Origin of the sequence: Kibdelosporangium banguiense, from assembly GCF_017876405.1 — a bacterium.
Taxonomy (GTDB): domain Bacteria; phylum Actinomycetota; class Actinomycetes; order Mycobacteriales; family Pseudonocardiaceae; genus Kibdelosporangium; species Kibdelosporangium banguiense.
The window spans coordinates 4,694,886-4,713,490 of record NZ_JAGINW010000001.1; the positions used below are offsets into that span (position 1 = coordinate 4,694,886).

The 18,605-nt window shown below is 66.2% G+C and carries 15 protein-coding genes; 10 read left to right on the plus strand and 5 right to left on the minus strand.

Features of this window, described 5'->3' with window-relative positions:
• The first annotated feature begins 145 nt into the window (after positions 1-145).
• Positions 146-379 carry a DUF4279 domain-containing protein gene (locus JOF56_RS61160; RefSeq protein ID WP_504739840.1) on the plus strand — a complete coding sequence of 78 codons (234 nt, stop codon included), beginning with the start codon at positions 146-148 and terminating at the stop codon, positions 377-379.
• A 6-nt stretch (positions 380-385) separates the two neighbouring features.
• Here JOF56_RS61160 and JOF56_RS22285 read toward each other — a convergent pair whose 3' ends face one another.
• Genes JOF56_RS22285 through JOF56_RS22300 form a run of 4 tightly spaced genes read right to left on the minus strand, consistent with a single transcriptional unit; the run spans position 386 to position 3,939 of the window.
• Positions 386-1,189, minus strand: coding sequence for a poly(ethylene terephthalate) hydrolase family protein (locus JOF56_RS22285; protein ID WP_209641187.1), 804 nt, complete (start codon positions 1,187-1,189; stop codon positions 386-388).
• A gap of 34 nt (positions 1,190-1,223) precedes the next feature.
• The gene (locus JOF56_RS22290) at positions 1,224-2,000 is read right to left on the minus strand and encodes an ABC transporter ATP-binding protein (RefSeq protein WP_209641189.1); all 777 of its coding nucleotides are present in this window, start codon (positions 1,998-2,000) and stop codon (positions 1,224-1,226) included.
• Positions 1,997-2,992 (minus strand): FecCD family ABC transporter permease, encoded by a 996-nt coding sequence (locus tag JOF56_RS22295; protein WP_209648410.1) that lies wholly within the window; start codon positions 2,990-2,992, stop codon positions 1,997-1,999. Before JOF56_RS22295 ends, JOF56_RS22290 begins: the two co-directional genes overlap by 4 nt.
• 20 nt (positions 2,993-3,012) lie before the next feature.
• Positions 3,013-3,939: an ABC transporter substrate-binding protein gene (locus tag JOF56_RS22300; protein ID WP_209641191.1), complete on the minus strand. Its 927-nt coding sequence runs from the start codon at positions 3,937-3,939 to the stop codon at positions 3,013-3,015.
• A 266-nt stretch (positions 3,940-4,205) separates the two neighbouring features.
• On the opposite strand from JOF56_RS22300, the gene gltB reads away from it, so the two are divergent.
• The 5 genes from gltB to JOF56_RS22325 all read left to right on the plus strand — a co-directional run bounded on the left by gltB (position 4,206) and on the right by JOF56_RS22325 (position 13,700).
• Positions 4,206-8,759, plus strand: coding sequence for a glutamate synthase large subunit (gene gltB, locus JOF56_RS22305; protein WP_209641193.1), 4,554 nt, complete (start codon positions 4,206-4,208; stop codon positions 8,757-8,759).
• Positions 8,752-10,263, plus strand: a complete 1,512-nt coding sequence (locus tag JOF56_RS22310; protein ID WP_209641195.1) for a glutamate synthase subunit beta — start codon at positions 8,752-8,754, stop codon at positions 10,261-10,263. Before gltB ends, JOF56_RS22310 begins: the two co-directional genes overlap by 8 nt.
• Before the next feature lie 74 nt (positions 10,264-10,337).
• The gene (locus JOF56_RS22315) at positions 10,338-10,658 is read left to right on the plus strand and encodes a hypothetical protein (protein ID WP_209641197.1); all 321 of its coding nucleotides are present in this window, start codon (positions 10,338-10,340) and stop codon (positions 10,656-10,658) included.
• A 615-nt stretch (positions 10,659-11,273) separates the two neighbouring features.
• Entirely contained in the window at positions 11,274-12,713 is a 1,440-nt protein-coding gene (locus tag JOF56_RS22320) for an aromatic amino acid ammonia-lyase (RefSeq protein ID WP_209641198.1), read from the plus strand.
• Positions 12,714-12,914: 201 nt separating this feature from the next.
• Complete coding sequence (locus JOF56_RS22325; protein ID WP_209641200.1) at positions 12,915-13,700, plus strand: hypothetical protein; 786 nt, start codon at positions 12,915-12,917, stop codon at positions 13,698-13,700.
• Between the two features lie 19 nt (positions 13,701-13,719).
• On the opposite strand, the gene JOF56_RS22330 is transcribed toward JOF56_RS22325, so the two are convergent.
• The gene (locus JOF56_RS22330) at positions 13,720-14,367 is read right to left on the minus strand and encodes a GOLPH3/VPS74 family protein (protein WP_209641201.1); all 648 of its coding nucleotides are present in this window, start codon (positions 14,365-14,367) and stop codon (positions 13,720-13,722) included.
• A gap of 108 nt (positions 14,368-14,475) precedes the next feature.
• Here JOF56_RS22330 and JOF56_RS22335 point away from each other — a divergent pair, with 108 nt between their 5' ends.
• Genes JOF56_RS22335 through JOF56_RS22350 form a run of 4 tightly spaced genes read left to right on the plus strand, consistent with a single transcriptional unit; the run spans position 14,476 to position 18,546 of the window.
• On the plus strand, positions 14,476-15,921 hold the full coding sequence (locus JOF56_RS22335) for an APC family permease (protein WP_209641203.1): 1,446 nt from the start codon (positions 14,476-14,478) through the stop codon (positions 15,919-15,921).
• Positions 15,918-16,502 (plus strand): GNAT family N-acetyltransferase, encoded by a 585-nt coding sequence (locus JOF56_RS22340; RefSeq protein ID WP_209641205.1) that lies wholly within the window; start codon positions 15,918-15,920, stop codon positions 16,500-16,502. The genes JOF56_RS22335 and JOF56_RS22340 overlap by 4 nt, the downstream gene beginning before the upstream one ends.
• Before the next feature lie 4 nt (positions 16,503-16,506).
• Complete coding sequence (locus tag JOF56_RS22345) at positions 16,507-17,169, plus strand: DUF2461 domain-containing protein (RefSeq protein WP_209641207.1); 663 nt, start codon at positions 16,507-16,509, stop codon at positions 17,167-17,169.
• Between the two features lie 51 nt (positions 17,170-17,220).
• A complete protein-coding gene (locus JOF56_RS22350) occupies positions 17,221-18,546 on the plus strand; it encodes a pentapeptide repeat-containing protein (protein ID WP_209641209.1) in 1,326 nt (441 codons plus the stop codon).
• Positions 18,547-18,605: the final 59 nt, after the last annotated feature.

The following is an 18,605-nucleotide window of genomic DNA, read 5'->3' on the forward strand; positions in this document are numbered from 1 at the left end:
GCTGTTGTGCGGACTGGGGCGACGTTCGGTTGTCGGGTGATCATGGTGGGAGCTCGGCGCGGGCGCTGAGGCTTGAGCACACGCACATGTCCGAGGTTGGGGATCGGGTAGGGCGTGGTGCGGAGACCGTCCGTCGCACGTCGCTGTGACTGTTGTCGGGATTGGCGAGCTCGTCGATCACCTCCACTGGTTGCTGGATCGGCTTGAGCCGAAGGCTGATGTGGTGTGGCGGCTGGTGGATCAGGGATATGTGGTCGATTGGTTCTGCTTTGCCGTGTCAGGGGCGACCGAGCACGCGGTCGAACTCGGCAGGTCGCTTCTCAAGAGGCTGTTGGTACTGCCAGGTGACCTCCCGCTTGATGTCATGGGAGACGAGTGATTGTCATCAGGTGCGGGGGATGAGGGCGTTGCGGCGGACGTCGGACCAGGCTGGGTCGTTGCAGAGACCGCAGGTGGCGTCTGGGCCTAAGAACATGCTGCGGGCGGATTGGTCGCCGGCGAGCCAGTAGCGGAACCAGGCGGTGGTGACGCCGCGGTATCCGCCGCCGTTGCCTGTTGGGGTGGTGTGGGTGGCTCCGGCGAGTTCTCCGTAGACGGCGGGAATGTGGGTGGCGGCGGTGTAGCGGGGGAGCACGAGCAGCAGCGGCAGGACGACCACGTCCAACTGGCCTGCGAGGATCAGCATGGGGCCGTGCAACGACTGCACGTCGCCCAGTGGTCCGGGCTGAATCGGCACTGTCGTGTCGATCCGGGGATCGGCGCCGGCTGTGATCGCCCCGCCTCCGCCCTGGGAATGCCCGCTGGTGCCGACGTTGCCGACATCGACCTTGCCGAAGTACACACTCCCGGGCTGGGAGTTCTCGGCCTCAAGGGCGTCCAGGCCGGCCAGTATCTCCTGTCCTGAACCGGAGTTCGGGGTGTTGGCGGCGGCCACGATGAAACCGTATGAGGCCCAGTGCCGGAGTAAGCCGTCGTAGACCGCCGGAGCGGATCCGGTTCCGTTGCCCCACAGGATCACGGGGTGAGGCCCGTCGAGAGAAGCGGGCCGGTAGACGGTGTGTGCGTCGTCAAGTGCTTCGACGACAACAGGATGCGGCCCAGGAGCGGACCAGTTGGTAGTGGCAGAAGCCGCCGGAGCCACCGAGAAGAAGGTGACCAGGGCGAGCAGCAGGGATGTCAGCCGGGTCATGGTTCAAGCTTGCTCTGGGACAGCTGGAATTGCATCACTCGATCGGGCGGCGTTTGGGGACCACGACGGGATTTCCATCGGGTCCGTCCAGCACGGCGAGCCTGGCGTCATAGTGCCTGGCAAGCACTTCACTGTCCAGTACTGTCGCCGCATTCCCTTTGGCGACAACACTTCCACGGTCCAGCAACAGCAGCTGGTCGGCGTACTGCCCGGCGAGAGTCAGGTCGTGCAGCGTTGAGACAACGGTTGTCCCGTCCTCGGTACGCAACCGGTCCACGAGATCCAGCAGGGACTGGGCGTGCCCGATGTCCAGTCCTGTTGTCGGTTCGTCCAACAGCAGGATCCCGGTCTGCTGGGCCAGTACCCGGGCCAGGACGGCCCGTTGCCGTTCACCGCCGGACAGGGTCCGCAGCTGCCGTCCCGCCAGCGAAGTGAGATCGAGCCGCGCAAGTACCTGCTGCACAACGGAAAGATCCCGGGCCCCTTCCCGGGCCAAGGCGCCCAGGTGCGGAGTGCGCCCCAGCAGGGCGTAGTCGGTCACCGACAACCCTTCAGGCAGAACAGGAACCTGAGGCGCGTAGCCCACAGCACGGGCCCGTTCCCGGGAAGTCAGCTCCCCGACCGGCTTGCCGTCCAGCAGAACCGAGCCGGAACACGGGACCAGGCCCGCGATGGCCTTCAGCAGAGTCGACTTCCCGGCCCCGTTCGGTCCGATGATCGCCAGCCAGCTGCCACGCGGCACCGGCACGGAAACCCCGGACACCACCGGCTTTCCGCGGTACCCCGCGCTCACACCCACCAGTTCGATCACGACCGGCTCCGGTTCATCCGCAGCACCAGCAGGAAGAACGGCGCCCCAGTGAACGCCGTGACGACGCCGATCGGCAGTTCGGCCGGAGCCAGGATGGTCCGCGCGACCTCGTCGGCCGCGATCAGGAACGTCGCCCCACCGATAAGCGACAACGGCAGCACAACCCGGTAGCTCGCCCCCGCGATCAGCCGGACGACGTGCGGCACCACAATCCCCACGAACCCGATCAAACCACTGACCGAGACAGCCGCCGCGGTCGCCAACGAAGCCGCGCCCAGCACCAGGAGCCGGACTCGCGCGGGCCGGATTCCGAGCGAGGCGGCCTCCTCATCCCCGACCGCCAACACGTCCAGCAAGCGGGCACACAGACACAGAACGACACTCGTCACGCCGATGTAGGGCAGGGTAAGCAGCACCTCCTGCCATCCAGTGGTGTTCAGCCCGCCGAGCATCCACTCGTACACCCGCTGGATCGTGTCGATGTTGACCTGCTGAACGAAGGTCTGGATCGCGGTGAGGAACGAGGCCACCGCGACCCCGGCGAGCAGCAGCGTCGCCGAGTTGCCGCGCCCGGCCGACTGGCTCAGCACCCACGACAGCCCGACTCCGCCCAAGGCTCCGACGAAAGCGGCCAGCGGCAACGGACTGATGCCCCAGCCGGCGACGCCAGGCGCACTGACCACAACGATGGTCGCGCCCAGCCCGGCTCCGGCTGCGGCCCCAAGCAGATACGGATCGGCCAGCGGATTGCGGAACACACCTTGGAACGCGGCCCCGGAGATGGCCAGGGCCGCGCCGACCAGCCCGGCGAGCACCACCCGTGGGACCCGCAGGTACCAGAGGATCGCGGCCTCACGTTCGGACAACGGCGACACGCCACCGGTCAGCTGTGCCCAGATCTCCTGCAGGACCCGCTGGTACCCGAGCGAGGACACACCGACCAACGTGGACACGAACGCGGCCACGAGGAGGATCAGCAGGGCCACCGCCAGCGCACGGGCGGACAGACGGTTCAGCCCTTCACCGCTTCCGACACCTGCCGCACAAGGTCCACGACCCTTGGGCCCCAACGGGATGCGATGTCGTCGTCCAGCGCGATCACGCGGTTGTTCTGCACCGCGCTCAGCGTCTGCCACTGTGGCCGGGCGCGGACGGTGTCGGCGGACTGGGCGCAGCATTTGGTGTCCGAAAGGAAGATCAGGTCGGGGTTGGCCTGGAACAGCGCCTGCTGGCCGAGCTGGGGATAGCCGCCGGCGGCCGGGGTGTCCGCCGGGTCGGCGACGTTCTGCAGGCCGAACAGGCCGTAGACGCGGCCGATGAACGTGCTGGAGGTCGCGGTGAACAGGTCCGGGCCGAGCTCGTGGTAGTACTTCAGCGGCTTGCGCGGCGTCCCGTCGACGATTTTCTTGATCTCGTCACGGGCCTGGCGGACCACGTCGTCGGCTTTGGACACCTGGCCGGTCGCCCGGCCGAGCAGTGTCCACTGTGCATACGCCTCGTCGAGGTTCTTGGCCGTGGGCAGCAGAAGCACCGGGATCTTGACAGCGGTCAGCCCGCCGACGACGTCGTTGAGGTCACCCGCGACGACGACCAGGTCGGGATTGTGCCGGGTGATGGCCTCGACGTTCGGCTTGAAGCCGGACAGCGCCGTCTTCGGTGCCTCCGGCGGGAAGTTCGACTGGTCGTCCACCGCGGCTACTTGTTTACCCGCTCCGATGGCGAACAAAACCTCGGTGGCGGTCGGGCTCAGCGAGACGATCCGGGACGGCTGCCGTTCGATTGCGACTTGCTTACCGTCGGGTGCCGTCAGCGTCGCCGGGAACGCCGGCTGCGACGCGGGCGGCGGGGTGGCCGGTTGCTCTCTGGTGGCGCATGCGACCTGCATGAACACGAAGAGCAACGACAACGATAACGCCGCGAACCGGCCGCGAGAGGTCATTGCAGGCACGCTACCAGGTACTTTGTGCTGTTTCGCGGTAACCCGTACGTCGGTTATGCTGGGTTGGACAGACGAAGCTGCAGGCGTCCGGCGATGTATCGTCGCAGCCGGTCAAATCGTTACCTGGGCTGACGGATTTCACTCCGCAAGAGTGTTTTTTGCGTTTCGCGGCTGTTAAGGTCACGTCAACTAAGCGGGCCATCGGCGTCCCGCGCCCAGAGGAAAAGCAAACACCTGAGCGCGAGGACGACGAGGGAGGTCTGCTCATGATCTTCTCCGCCATCCCGGGTCCCCAGGGCCTGTACGACCCCACCACAGAGCAGGATTCCTGCGGTGTGGCCATGGTCGCGGACATCCGCGGCCGCCGGTCGCACGGCATCGTGACGGATGGTCTGACGGCACTGGCGAACCTGGAGCACCGCGGCGCCGCGGGAGCGGAACCGACCAGCGGCGACGGCGCCGGTATCCTGGTCCAGCTACCCGATCGGCTGCTGCGTGCGGTGGCCGGCTTCGATCTGCCACCGGCCGGTCTGTACGCCGCCGGAATCGCCTTCCTGCCTGCCGATGAATCGCAGCGGGCCGACGCCATGGCGCTGGCCGGCCGGATCGCCGGCGAGGAAGGCCTGGACGTGCTGGGCTGGCGGGATGTCCCGATCGCCCCGGACGCGGCCGACGTGGGCCCGACAGCGAAGTCGGTGATGCCCCATTTCGCCATGCTCTTCGTTGCCGGGCAAGAGGATCAGGCCGGCTGGGTGCCGTCGGGCGTCGAGCTCGACCGGCTGGCGTTCGCGCTGCGCAAGCGCGCGGAGCACGAGAGCCGGGCCGCCGGGCACGGCCTGTACTTCCCGTCACTGTCGGCACGCACGATGGTCTACAAGGGAATGCTCACCACCGAGCAGTTGCCCAGGTTCTTTCCCGACCTGACCGATGACCGGTTGGAAAGCGCCATCGCTTTGGTGCACAGCCGGTTCTCCACGAACACGTTCCCGTCCTGGCCGCTGGCGCACCCGTTCCGCTACGTCGCGCACAACGGCGAGATCAACACGGTTCGCGGCAACCGCAACCGGATGCGGGCCCGTGAGGCGCTGCTGGAGTCGAATCTGATCCCCGGTGATCTGGCCCGGCTGTTCCCGATCGTCGACCCGGACGGCTCGGACTCCGCCTCCTTCGACGAGGTCCTCGAGCTGTTGCACCTGGGCGGCCGTAGCCTGCCGCACGCGGTGCTGATGATGATCCCGGAGGCGTGGGAGAACCACGCCACAATGGACCCTGCCCGGCGTGCCTTCTACCAGTTCCACGCCAGTGTCATGGAACCGTGGGACGGCCCCGCCTGCGTGACCTTCACCGACGGCACGCTTGTCGGCGCCGTGCTCGACCGCAACGGCCTGCGCCCGGCCCGCTGGTGGCGGACCGCTGACGACCGGGTCGTGCTGGCCAGCGAGACCGGCGTGCTCGATGTCCCGCCTGGCGAGATCGTGGCCAAGGGGCGGCTGCAGCCCGGCCGGATGTTCCTTGTGGACACCGACGCCGGCCGGATCGTCGGCGACGACGAGATCAAGTCCGAGCTGGCCGGCCACCTGCCGTACGACGAGTGGCTGCACGCGGGCCTGCTCGAGCTGTCGGACCTGCCCAACCGCGAGCACGTGGTGCAGACCCACGAGTCGGTCCTGCGCCGCCAGCTGACCTTCGGCTACACCGAGGAAGAGCTCAAGATCCTGCTCACCCCGATGTCGGTGAAGGGCGCCGAGCCGATCGGCTCGATGGGCACCGACACCCCGCCTGCCGCGCTGTCGCAGCGGGCCCGGCTGCTCTACGACTACTTCAAGCAGAACTTCGCCCAGGTCACCAACCCGCCGCTGGACGCGATCCGTGAGGAGATCGTCACCTCGGTGTCCCGGATCATGGGCCCGGAGCAGAACCTGCTCGACCCCGGCCCGCGGACCTGCCGGCACATCCAGCTGCACTACCCGGTCATCGACAACGATGAACTGGCCAAGCTGATCCACATCAACGACGATGGGGATCTGCCTGGCTTCGCCTGCACTGTCCTGTCCGGACTGTACGAGGTGGATGGTGGCGGCCGGGCGCTGGCGGCGGCGATCGAGCGGGTCCGCCGCGAGGCGTCCGAGGCGATCGCGGCCGGCGCCCGCACGCTGGTGCTCTCCGACCGGGACTCCGACCACCGGATGGCGCCGATCCCGTCGCTGCTGCTGGTCTCCTCCGTGCACCACCACCTGGTGCGCACGAAGGAGCGGCTGCGCGTGGCCCTCGTGGTGGAGAGCGGCGACGCACGCGAAGTGCACCACGTCGCGCTGCTGCTGGGTTACGGCGCCGCCGCGGTGAACCCGTACCTGGCCTTCGAGTCCATTGAGGACCTGATCAGCCGGGGCGCGATCACCGGGATCGAGCCGCGGGTGGCGATCCGCAACTACGTCAACGCGCTCGTCAAGGGCGTACTGAAGATCATGTCCAAGATGGGCATCTCGACCGTGGGCGCGTACACCGCAGCCCAGGTCTTCGAGGCGTTCGGCCTGGCCAACGACGTCCTGGCCGAATATTTCACCGGTACCTCGTCCAAGCTCGGCGGCGTCGGGCTGGACGTGATCGCCGAAGAGGCGGCGCAGCGGCACCGCCGGGCGCACCCGGACAACCCGACCGACCGCGTGCACCGGCGCCTGGACAGCGGTGGAGAGTACGCCTACCGCCGCGACGGCGAGCTCCACCTGTTCACGCCGGAGACCGTGTTCCTGTTGCAGCACGCGACCAAGACACGCAGCGACGAGGTCTACCGCAAGTACGTCGCCGAAGTCGAGCGGCTCAACCGTGACGGCGGTGCCCTGCGCGGGCTTTTCAAGCTGCGCGTGGGCGACCGGCCGTCGATCCCGCTGGACGAGGTCGAGCCGGTCGAGGCGATTCTCAAGCGCTTCAACACCGGTGCGATGTCCTACGGCTCGATCTCCGCCGAGGCGCACGAGACGCTGGCGATCGCGATGAACCGCATCGGCGGCCGGTCGAACACGGGCGAGGGCGGCGAGGACCCGCAGCGGCTGTACGACCCCGAGCGCCGCTCGGCGATCAAGCAGGTCGCAAGTGGACGGTTCGGTGTCACGAGCGAGTACCTGGTCAACGCCGACGACATCCAGATCAAGATGGCGCAGGGTGCCAAGCCGGGTGAAGGCGGCCAGCTGCCGCCCAACAAGGTGTACCCGTGGATCGCGCGTACGCGGCACTCCACCGCAGGTGTGGGGCTCATTTCACCGCCGCCGCACCACGACATCTACTCGATCGAGGATCTGGCGCAGCTGATCCACGACCTGAAGAACGCCAACGACCGCGCCCGGATCCACGTCAAGCTGGTGAGCGAACTGGGCGTCGGCACGGTCGCGACCGGCGTCGCCAAGGCCCACGCCGATGTGGTCCTGATCTCCGGGCACGACGGCGGCACGGGCGCGTCCCCGCTGAACTCGTTGAAGCACGCGGGAACGCCGTGGGAGATCGGCCTCGCCGAGACCCACCAGACGTTGATGATCAACGGTCTGCGCGACCGGATCACCGTGCAGGTGGACGGCGCCATGAAGACCGGTCGTGACGTGGTGGTCGCCGCGCTCCTCGGCGCCGAGGAGTTCGGTTTCGCCACCGCGCCGCTGGTCGTCGAGGGCTGCGTGATGATGCGGGTGTGTCACCTCGACACGTGCCCGGTGGGTATCGCGACGCAGAACCCCGTGCTGCGCAAGCGGTACACCGGTCAGGCCGACCACGTGGTGAACTACTTCCACTTCGTGGCCAACGAGGCCCGCGAACTGCTGGCGGAGCTGGGTTTCCGGACCATCGACGAGGCCGTCGGGCACGCCGAGATGCTGGACGTCGACAAGGCCGTCGAGCACTGGAAGGCCCAGGGCCTCAACCTGGCTCCGGTGTTCGAGGTCCCGGAAAACCGTTACGGCACGGCCCGCCGCAAGGTGCGCGAGCAGGACCACGGCCTGGCGCACGCGCTCGACCGCACCCTGATCCAGCTGTCCGAGGCAGCGCTGGAAGACGCGCACCCACTGAAGCTGGAACTGCCGGTCCGCAACGTGAACCGGACCGTCGGCACGCTGCTGGGCTCGGAGGTCACGCGGCGCTACGGCGGCGATGGCCTGCCGGACAACACGATCAACGTGACGCTGAGCGGGTCCGCGGGTCAGTCGCTGGGTGCCTTCCTGCCCGGCGGGATCACGCTGGATCTCGTCGGCGACGCGAACGACTACGTCGGCAAAGGCCTGTCCGGCGGGCGGATCATCGTCCGTCCGCACCCGGACGCGCCGTTCGCCGCCGAGGCGCAGGTGATCGCGGGCAACGTGATCGGCTACGGCGCCACCTCAGGCGAGATATTCCTGCGCGGCCGAGTCGGTGAACGGTTCGGCGTGCGCAACTCGGGCGCGGTGATCGTCGCCGAAGGCGTCGGCGATCACGCGTTCGAGTACATGACCGGTGGCCGTGCCGTGGTGCTCGGCCCGACTGGCCGCAACCTCGCGGCCGGAATGTCCGGTGGTATCGCGTACGTTCTCGACCTGCAGCCCGCGCTGGTCAACACCGACATGGTGGACCTGCAGCGACTGCACGCCGAGGATCTTGAGTGGCTGCGTGGAGTCGTTGAACGGCACCACAAACTGACCGGCTCGGCCGTGGCCGCGTCGCTGCTCGGCGACTGGACACGGCGCGCGGGTGTGTTCACCAAGGTGATGCCGCGCGACTATCAGCGAGTGTTGGAGGCCATGCGGCTTGCCCGTGCCGAAGGCCGTGACGTCGACGAGGCAGTGATGGAGGCGTCCCGTGGCTGACCCGAACGGTTTCATGTCCTTCCCACGCAAGGACGCGCCGAAGCGCCCGGTGGACGAGCGCCTGGGCGACTGGCGTGAGGTCTACGCGGCGCTCGCACCGTCCGAACGCGACACTCAGGTCCGCAAGCAGGCAACGCGATGCATGGACTGCGGAATCCCGTTCTGCCACTCGGGTTCCGCGGGCTGCCCGCTGGGCAACCTGATCCCCGAGTGGAACGACCTGGTCAGGCGCGGCGACTGGGAACTGGCGAGCGAGCGCTTGCACGCCACGAACAACTTCCCGGAGTTCACCGGAAAGCTGTGCCCGGCGCCGTGCGAGGCCGCCTGCGTGCTCGCCATCTCGCCCGACTCCGGTGGCGCCGTGACGATCAAACGTGTCGAGGAGACAATCGCGGAAGTCTCGTGGGACAACAACTACGTTGAAGCACGAGTGTCCGCTGTGTCCTCCGGCAAGCGGGTCGCGGTCGTCGGTTCCGGCCCCGCAGGCCTGGCTGCCGCTCAGCAGCTGACTCGCGCCGGCCACGAGGTGACGGTCTTCGAGCGCGACGACCGGCTCGGCGGCCTGCTCCGATACGGCATCCCCGAGTTCAAGATGGAGAAGAAGGTTCTCGACCGACGGCTCGCGCAGTTGCGGGCCGAGGGCACGAAGTTCGTCACCGGCTGCGAGGTCGGCGGCAGCGGACTGTCCGTTGAGGAGCTTCGTGCTTCGTTCGACGCCGTGGTGCTCGCGGTCGGCGCGCTGCAGGGCCGCGACGCTCCGGACATCCCAGGCCGCGACCTCAAGGGCGTACACCTGGCCATGGAGCACCTGGTCCCAGCCAACCGCGAATGCGAGGGCGACGGACCAACATCGATTTCCGCGGCAGGCAAGCACGTCCTCGTAATCGGCGGCGGCGACACAGGCGCAGACTGCTACGGCACCGCAACCCGCCAGGGCGCCCTAAGCGTCACCCAACTCGACCAGTACCCGAAGCCACCGGACGTACGCGACGACGCGCGTTCACCATGGCCAGTCTGGCCCGTCGTCCTCAGGACCTACCCAGCACACGAGGAGTCCGGCGAACGCCGCTTCGCCGTGGCAGTCTCCCGCTTCATCGGCGACTCCGACGGCCACGTCCGCTTGGTGGAACTGCAGAAGGTCCGCGTCGAGAGAGACCCAGCGACAGGCCTGCGCTCCGTGACACCGGTATCCGACGACGTCGAGGCAATCCCAGCCGACATGGTGCTCCTCGCCATCGGCTTCGAGGGCGTGGAGCAAATGCCGCTCCTCGACGGCCTCGGTTTGTCACTCACCAAACGCGGCACATTGTCGTGTGGCTCCGACTGGCAAACCTCAGCCCCAGGCGTCTTCGTCTGCGGAGACGCACACCGCGGCGCTTCCCTCGTCGTCTGGGCAATCGCCGAGGGCCGTTCTGTCGCCAACGCAGTCGATGCCTACCTCACCGGAGCGTCAGACCTGCCGGCCCCTGTCCACCCGACAGCTCTGCCCCTCGCCGTCGTCTAGCAGCGTTGGCCTGGCGGGCACTAGTCGCTGACCACGACAGCCGACACGAGGCCGTCAAGGTCGAGCGAGACAACTTGGGCCGTCGCTGCAGCGGCCACGATGTCCATGAACATGTGGAGGCGTGCGCCCTGGCAGAGCATGAACACGCCGCGACTGACGCGGCCTCCGAATCCCTGATCTCCGAAGGCTTGAACTACGAAACGGACAGCTGGCACCGCAGCGGAGCGAGGGCTGCTCTTTCCACGCGTGCTCCGAGGAACGTGCCGAGCGGCATCCCGATGGAACAGTCGGAGAAGATGGCGAAGGAACTGTCGGATCTGTGCCCTGAGCCCAACAGGCTGGAGTTCCGGTTCACCATGGCGGGCGACCTCCGATGTGCTGAAGCGATGAACTGAGCCTGGAAACCACCGGCAGCTGAGGCGTGACCAAACACGGTATGGTGACCGCTGGCTGGCGGTCAGTTTCCGATAGCGGCACTGGCATTTGTCCAGCGAAGGAGGGGATGGCTTCCAGGCGTGTCCCGCGGCTGACACCTGTGCGCCTACTGATTCTCGCCGCATGTGTAGGCGTTGCGACAACGGTCGACCTCGTGATAAGAGGTTGGATAGGCCCAGGACTCGCCGGTGGGCTGGTGGTGTTCCTCGGAATGGAGTTCGCCAGGCGGTGGCGGCGTCAGGGCGCGGAACACGAGAACAAATGATGGCGGCATGAGTGAATCGCCTGGTCAACCTCTCAATCCCGCCAGAACGGCTCTTGGTATCCCGGGCACCAGGAGCCGGTTTGTCTGTTCAACGGTTGAACTGGTCGATGGCAAGAATCAGTATCTCCTGGTAGAGCCGGAGAACGCACTGAAGTATGTGCGCAGTCAGGCCGGCACTACGCCACATCTTGTGTGGGCAACACCAGCGGTATGCTAACAACTATGTCCACTATGGACATGTCTGGACGGGTGGCGCCTGTCACGGTGGTATAGCGCGACGTGAGTTGACGTGAGGCGCACAATCTGGGGTATGGCTCAGATTGTCCTGAATGGTGCGTCGTTGCGGTGTGACGATGTGGTTCGATTCGCGGCTGGTGATGTGAAGGTCGGTGTTGACCCTGCGTCACTGGATGCGGCCGAAGCGGCCTGGAAGTTGCAGCGTGAAGCCGTCGCGCGCCGGGCGGTCTACGGGCGTACGACTGGTGTCGGGGCGAACAAAACCGTTCTGACTGAGGGTGGCGCTGAGGATGGGCTGCGGCTGATGCGCAGCCATGCCGGCGGTGTCGGCGAGCTGATGCCTCCGGAACTGGTGCGGGCGATGTTGCTGGTGCGGTTGAACCAGCTTGCGGCTGGGCGGTCCGGTGTTCATCCGCGGCTGCTTGTGGCTATCGCGGATGCGCTCAATATGGGGGCTTTGCCCGCTGTGCACCGGATTGGGGCGATCGGTACGGGCGATCTCACGGCGTTGGCTGAGACTGCCATGACCTTGGTGGGGGAGCGGCCGTGGGCGGTGGGGGAGCTGGCGCCGGTCGAGTTCGGGGCCGGTGAGGCCCTGGGGTTCATGAGCAGCAACTCCGCGACGCTGGCCGAAGCTGTTCTGGTCACTGTGGAGCTTCGGGAACTGTTGCGTGCCAGTCACACTGTGGCTGCTTTGTCGTACATCGCGCTCGGTGGGTCGCCTGAGCCCTACGCGACGACTGTCCACAATGCAAAGCCGCATCCTGGGCAGGTTTACTGCGCGGCTGAGATGCGTCGGTTGCTTGGTATGACTGCTGTTCCTATGCCGGGGCGTCGTATCCAGGATCCCTATGGGCTGCGGGCTTTTCCTCAGGTGCAAGGGCCTGCGCTGGATGCTGTCCGGTCGCTGGAGACCGTACTCACCACTGAGATCAACGCCAGCACTGAGAATCCCATGATCTCGGTGGAGGACAACGATGTCTATCACAACGCCCACTTCCACACGGCTTATGTGGCTGTGGGTCTGGACACGGCCCGGGCGACTGTGCACCATGTGGCCGAACTTTCAGCGGCTCGGCTCGGCGATCTGGTCGAACCGGATCAAACGGATCTACCGGCATTTCTGGCCTCCGGGCCACCCGGGAGTTCCGGCGTGATGATCCTGGAGTACGTCGCCCACGACGCGCTCGCCCAATTGCGGCAGGCGGCGTTGCCGGTGACTTTGGGTTCCGCGGTGGTTTCCCGTGGTCTTGAGGACCATGCTTCGTTCTCGACCCAGGCCGCACGGCAGGCGGGAACTGTGGCTGCCGCATATCGGGTTGTTCTCGGGTGCGAACTCGTGGCCGCGGTGCGGGCTTTGCGGATGCGGGCCGCGGATCTGGTCGATGTCCCGGTTCGCGAGGCATATGAGCAGATGGCCGCGGTGCTCGATCCCAGCATGGCCGACCGTTCGCTCACCACGGATGTCGAGCTCGCGGCGACGATGCTGACTGCTTTGTCCAGAGTGGACTGACTGGCGCCCTGTCATCGGAACATCCCTCCTCAGAGCCGATGCGGCAGTCGGACCAACGCCCTGACACGTGCCTTGACAACATCAACAACCCTCAAGAGGATCGGAGTTCCAAGGCAACCTGTCCTCCGCGAGAGGTCAAGATCTGCTTGCCTGTCCGGGGGAATTCATTTTCTGGGGAGCCTTTCATCACTGGAGGGGTAGTTGAAACTCACTCGAACACTGGTCCTGACGCTGGCCACGGCCACCGGACTCAGCCTCGCTTCGGGGATCGCAGGCGCTGAGAGCGACGGCTGGATCCACTATCGCGTCCCGGTGCTCGCAGATGCCCAGCAAGTCACCATTCAGGGCGCGCTCAACGAGCGGGGCGTGTGCGAGATCCCGATGAGCTCCGAGCTCTCGCCGACGACTGAAACGGCGAGCATCGACGAGATCGCGCACAACCCGGACACCTGCACGTCCAAGGTCCTGGTCAGCTCGACCGAGGTCGCTGACGAGGCAGAGAGCGACACTGACAAGAGCGAAGGCGCCGCGACGCCCCAGTTGAGCGCGGGAGTGGCCGGCGACGCGAACATCCAGGCCGTCACGAGGTCACGCGGCTACTACAAGAGCTACTACGAGGACCCGGTCCAGCTGGACGTCAACTCGGTGTCCAACTGGACGGAGTGGAGCTGGAACGGCTCGTCCGTCCTGAGCTCCCCTGGCCCCACCGGCGGCTACAACTACGGCTGGTACTCGCCGTCCGGCTGGAGCAAGAAGGAGAACAACTGGACCAACACGTACACGAGCGCCCAGACGTCGGTCAGCTCGTACGTGCACTACCGCAACGGTAGTTTCTGCGCCACGATCGACACACACACTTACTACAACCGCAACAACGTGCACGGTCGTAAGAACGGGGTCCTGGCCGGCAACGTTAGCGCCGAGAAGTCCGGCGGCTGCACCCGTCTGCTTTCGTTCCACACCAAGATCAAGCGCACCAAGAACTGACGTAGATGTCCATAGTGGACTAACTGCGGTTGCCGCCGTACACCGCGGCGGCGACCGCGGCGTCCACGCCGGCGATCAGGCCGGCAACCGGCTCGGCAAGCCTACTTTTCACTCGTTCGACCCAGGCCATCACCTGTTTGCGGGACAGCTCGGGCTGGCAGATGTCATCGAGGCCGATCGCCCATGCGAGTAAGGCCAGAGTGGCTGTGGGCACGTCGCAGTCGGCGTTGCCGAGCATCGCGGTGCGCAGGATCGCGCGCGGTGCCGACGCTGCCCGGAGATCGGATGGCTGGTAGTGCAGGGACAGTTTGAACATGCCGCGTTTCTCTTTTGGAGTAACGAGTTCCCGGACCGTGAGATTTTCCACGACCGTGTCGTAGGTGCCGGATCGCAGGTGTTCCACCCAATCGCGTATCCCGTGCTGGTCCGTTTCGCCCATGATGTGCGCCAACGTACGGTCGGCTATCGCGTCGCCGGTGGCGTAACGGCTTACCAGTACGACAGTTCCGTGGTCGAGCGTGATTCGCTCGTCGAACAGCAGATCTCCCAGTGCCGCACCGGAAAGACCGATGTCGAGGATGTCGCGGCGGATTCGGGGCCTGCCGCTGAACGGATCATGACCGAGGAAGTACAGGCACTCGCACAGCGAGAGATCACCCAACCGCACTGTGACTCCCGGGGAGACGAGAAAGTGGCCGGACCAATGGATAACCGCCGGACTTGATCCTATACTTCCGCGGCGTCGTGTCCAATCCTGCAGAAGGACAACGGAATCATGGTGACCGCAGCGTCGGGGTTCACTCGTGGCCTGGCCAGGCCACGCTTGGGTGCCGCGCAGATCGTGTTCTTCGTTGTCGCTGCATCCGGGCCGCTGTTCGCCATCGCCGGCGGCATCTCCACGACATACGCGGTGACGGGAATTATCGGCGTACCACTGTCTTTTGTAGTACTCGCACCGGTGTTGGCGTTGTTCGCAGTGGGTTACGCGGCGATGAGCCGGCACATCACCAACGCTGGGGCGTTCTACCCATACGTGGCAAACGGGACTGGCCGGTCGACCGGCATTGCGGTCTCATTCGTCGCCGTGGTGGCCTACAACTGTATACAGATCAGCGTTTACGGGTTGTTCGGCTGGTCGGTCGCAACTTTCGTTCAGCAGAAGACCGGAACGGATATTCCCTGGTGGCTCTGGTCTCTGGCGATTCTGCTGGTGGTGGGCGTCCTGGGTGCGCTGCGGGTCGACATCAACGCCAAGGTGCTCGGCGTTGTGCTCATCCTTGAGTGCGCCGCGATTCTGGTGGTCGACATAGCGGGTCTCACCAACCCTGCGCCGGGTGACTCACTGGCCCCGTTGGACCCGGCGAACCTGTTCGTCACGGGAGTCGGCGCGGTATTCGCGCTGTCAGTAGCGGCTTTCACGGGGTTTGAAGGCGCCGCCACCTACGGCGAGGAATGCAGGCATCCGAGCCGGACGGTCGCGCGGGCAACATATGTCGCAATTGGACTGACAGGCGTTTTGTATACGGTATCCGCCTTGGCCATGGCTGTCGGCGTCGGGCCCTCGGAGATCGTCGGCCAGGCGCAGCAACAGGGCCCTGGAGTGTTCTTCGGTATCAGCGGCCGGCATCTCGGTTCGCCGATCACCGACATCGTCTACATCCTGTTTCTGACAAGTCAGTTCGCGTCCCTGCTCAGTTTCCACAACGCTGTCGCGCGGTGTTTCTTCGCACTAGGCCGGGAGGGCGTTCTGCCGGAAGCACTTGGCCGCACGAATCGGCGCACTGGCTCACCGGTCGCGGGCTCGCTGACACAATCGGTGATCGCGCTCGTCGTGGTCGCGGGTTTCGTAGTCGCCGGGCGGCATCCGGTTTTCGAACTGTTCACCTGGCTGGGGGTGATCGCGTCCACCGGCGTCGTGCTGATCATGATCACGGTGTCGGTCGCGGTGATCCAGTTCTTCCGCCGGCATCCCGGCACCGAGACATCGTGGCAACGCCTGATCGCGCCGGCACTCGCGGTGCTGTTGCTGGCCGGCGTCTTCTTGCTGATCATCCTGAACTTCGGCAGACTCCTTGGCACGCAAAGCGGTTCCACGCTCACGTGGATCCTGCCGGGGCCACTGCTGCTGGCGGTGATCCTGGGCTACACGCGTGGTGCGGTGCTGCGCAGGCGGAAACCGGCTGTCTACGCCAAAGTCGGCGGTACGGGGGGAGTTCGATGACCGTTCGGGAAGCCGGTTACGCCGATCTGCCGTCGGTCGGCCGGTTGCTGGGTGCCGCGTTTCAGGATGATCCGGTCAGTGAATGGGTGTTCCCGGAGGCGGAACGGCGTCAGGCTGTGCAACCGGCTTTCTTCGAGGCGTTCGCCACGGCGGCGCTGGACACCGGCGGCGTGGTCTACGTGCGTGCGGACGCCATCGCCGCGACGGTCTGGTTTCCCGGAGGTGAGGACGATGGCGACGAAGACGACTTCATGGCCAGGTTCGGCATGCTGACCGACGAGGAGGCGGCGACCTTCGGGCGGCTGGCCGGCCTGATGGCCGAGCACCATCCGGAGCACGGCGCACACATGCACCTGCAGTTCATCGGTGTGCTTCCGGCGCGGCAGCGATCCGGCATCGGTGGTGAACTGCTGGAACACAACCTGGCGGTCCTGGACAAGGACAGCACGCCCGCGTACCTCGAAGCGAGTTCCCAGCTCAGCCCGCCGCTCTACGAGCGGCTTGGGTTCGAGCACATCGGTGTACCGTTCGGCCCAGCCGGCGGTCCGCGGATGTACCCGATGTGGCGCCAATTAGTGTGACCGGGTGAAGTTCTCAGGGTTCGGCGAACACGCCATCGACTTCTACGACGGGCTCGTGGTCGACAATTCCAAGGCGTACTGGGAAGACAACCGCGAGATCTACAACGACGACGTGCGGGCACCGATGGAGGCCCTGCTCGCCGAGCTCAGCGCGGAGTTCGCGGCGGAGTTCGGCAAGGCGAAGGTCTTCCGGCCGTACCGCGACGTCCGGTTCGCCAAGGACAAGGCGCCGTACAAGACGAACTGCGGCGGCGTGATCGAGCAGGGCCGTGGCGGCGGCGCGTACTACGTCGAGATCAGCCCGGCCGGGCTGCGGGTCGGCGGCGGGTGCTTCTACCTCGAGTCCGACCAGATCGCCCGGTTCCGTGCGGCGATCGCCGAGGAGGTGCACGGCCCCGCGTTCGAGCAGATGGTGAACAAACTGCGCCGGGCCGGCTGGGACATTCTCGGCAACCAGCTGAAGACCAAGCCGAAGGGCTACGACGCCGACCACCCCCGGATCGAACTGCTCAAACACAAGTCGCTGTACGCGGCGCGTACCTGGGAACCAGCCGATTTCCTGCACGAACGCGAGTGCTTCACCCGCGTGCGCAAGGCCTGGCGCGAGCTGCGGCCGCTCAACGAATGGGCCCGTGACCATGTAGGAGTCAGTCTCCGAACGGCGTAGTGGCCTACCCCGATGTGGTGAATCACCGAAAGTTAGGACACGATCCAGAGCATGGAACGCTCCCAGTGGTCCTGGTGGCGGGTGGCAGCCACGGTCGTGGCGCCGGTTTTCGGCGTGACCGCGATCGCCGTTGTGGTCCTGTTGCTGACGGACGCACCGGACGCCGTACGCACCGGCGTCTGGTTCGGCATCCTGACCGGCGGTGCTGTCGCCCTCATGTTGCTCGCCCGGCATTTCTGGCGGCTTGAGCAGACGGCGTCGCTCAGCGAGATAGACATCCTCGAAAGACGCGGCGCCGAGGCGTACGCACGCGCGGCCGACCAACTCGGCTCAGACAAGGCGCCTGTACGGCTGGCTGGCCTGTACGCGTTGGAGCGTCTCGCGCAAGTCGACGGCCAATACCGTCAGACCATCGTCAACGTCATCTGCTCTTACCTACGGATGCCGTACGCACCTCCTGAGCAAGCCGGGGACACCGTCGGTGACGTGGCCGAACGCGGCGTACGCATCGCCGCGCAGCGCATCCTTGCGAGCCACCTCCGTCCCGCCGACGCCGAGCTGTTCTGGTCCGAAATCGACCTGGACCTGTCCGGCGCCACCTTGATCGACTTCGTCCTGGCCAACGGCCGGCTGCGCACCGCGACCTTCGACCGGGCCCACTTCGCCGGTGAGATCTCGTTCGCCGGCACTCAGATCGCCGCCGACGCCCGTTTCACCAACTCCCGGTTCGTCAGCCGGCGGGCCGACTTCCGCGGAACCTGGTTCGCCGCGCGGACCGACTTCACCGGCGCCGGATTCGCCGGAGACACGGACTTCACCGGCGCGAAGTTCAACGGCGAGGCGGTCTTCGCGAAGGTCGTGTTCGCCGGAGCGGTCGACTTCTCCCAGGTCGCGTTCAGTGCCGCGGCCGGATTCCGCGGCGTGATGTTCGTCGGCCGCTCCGAATTCGCCTCGGCCTGGTTCGCCGCGGAGACCGACTTCAGCAGCGCGGCCTTCTCCAAGGACGCGGTGTTCAACGGCGTCCGCTTCGACGCGCACGTCGAGGCCCTCGGTGCGTTCTTCGCCGCCCACTGCAGCTTCCGTGGCGCCTACGTCACTCGCAACGCGGACCTGCGTGCCGCCCGCTTCGGCGGCAACGTCGACTTCACCGAAGCATGGTTCGCCACCACAGCCATGCTCGACGGCGGCCGTGTCCGCGTCGACGCCGACCGCAGCCTCTCGATCTGGCCCCTGGGCTGGGCGATCCGCGAACCCAAGGACGACACCGAAGCCCGGCTGGCCGACCGCGAAGGAGCCTGGGGCTACCTCATCCGCACGAACTCGTTGGACAAGCCGACCCCGGTCAAACGCGGCGGCGCCCCACCCAACGCGCCCTGAGGTTTCTGAACACGAAAGAGGCCGACAGGGGATGAATTTCTGGCCAACGGCGGTTTTCA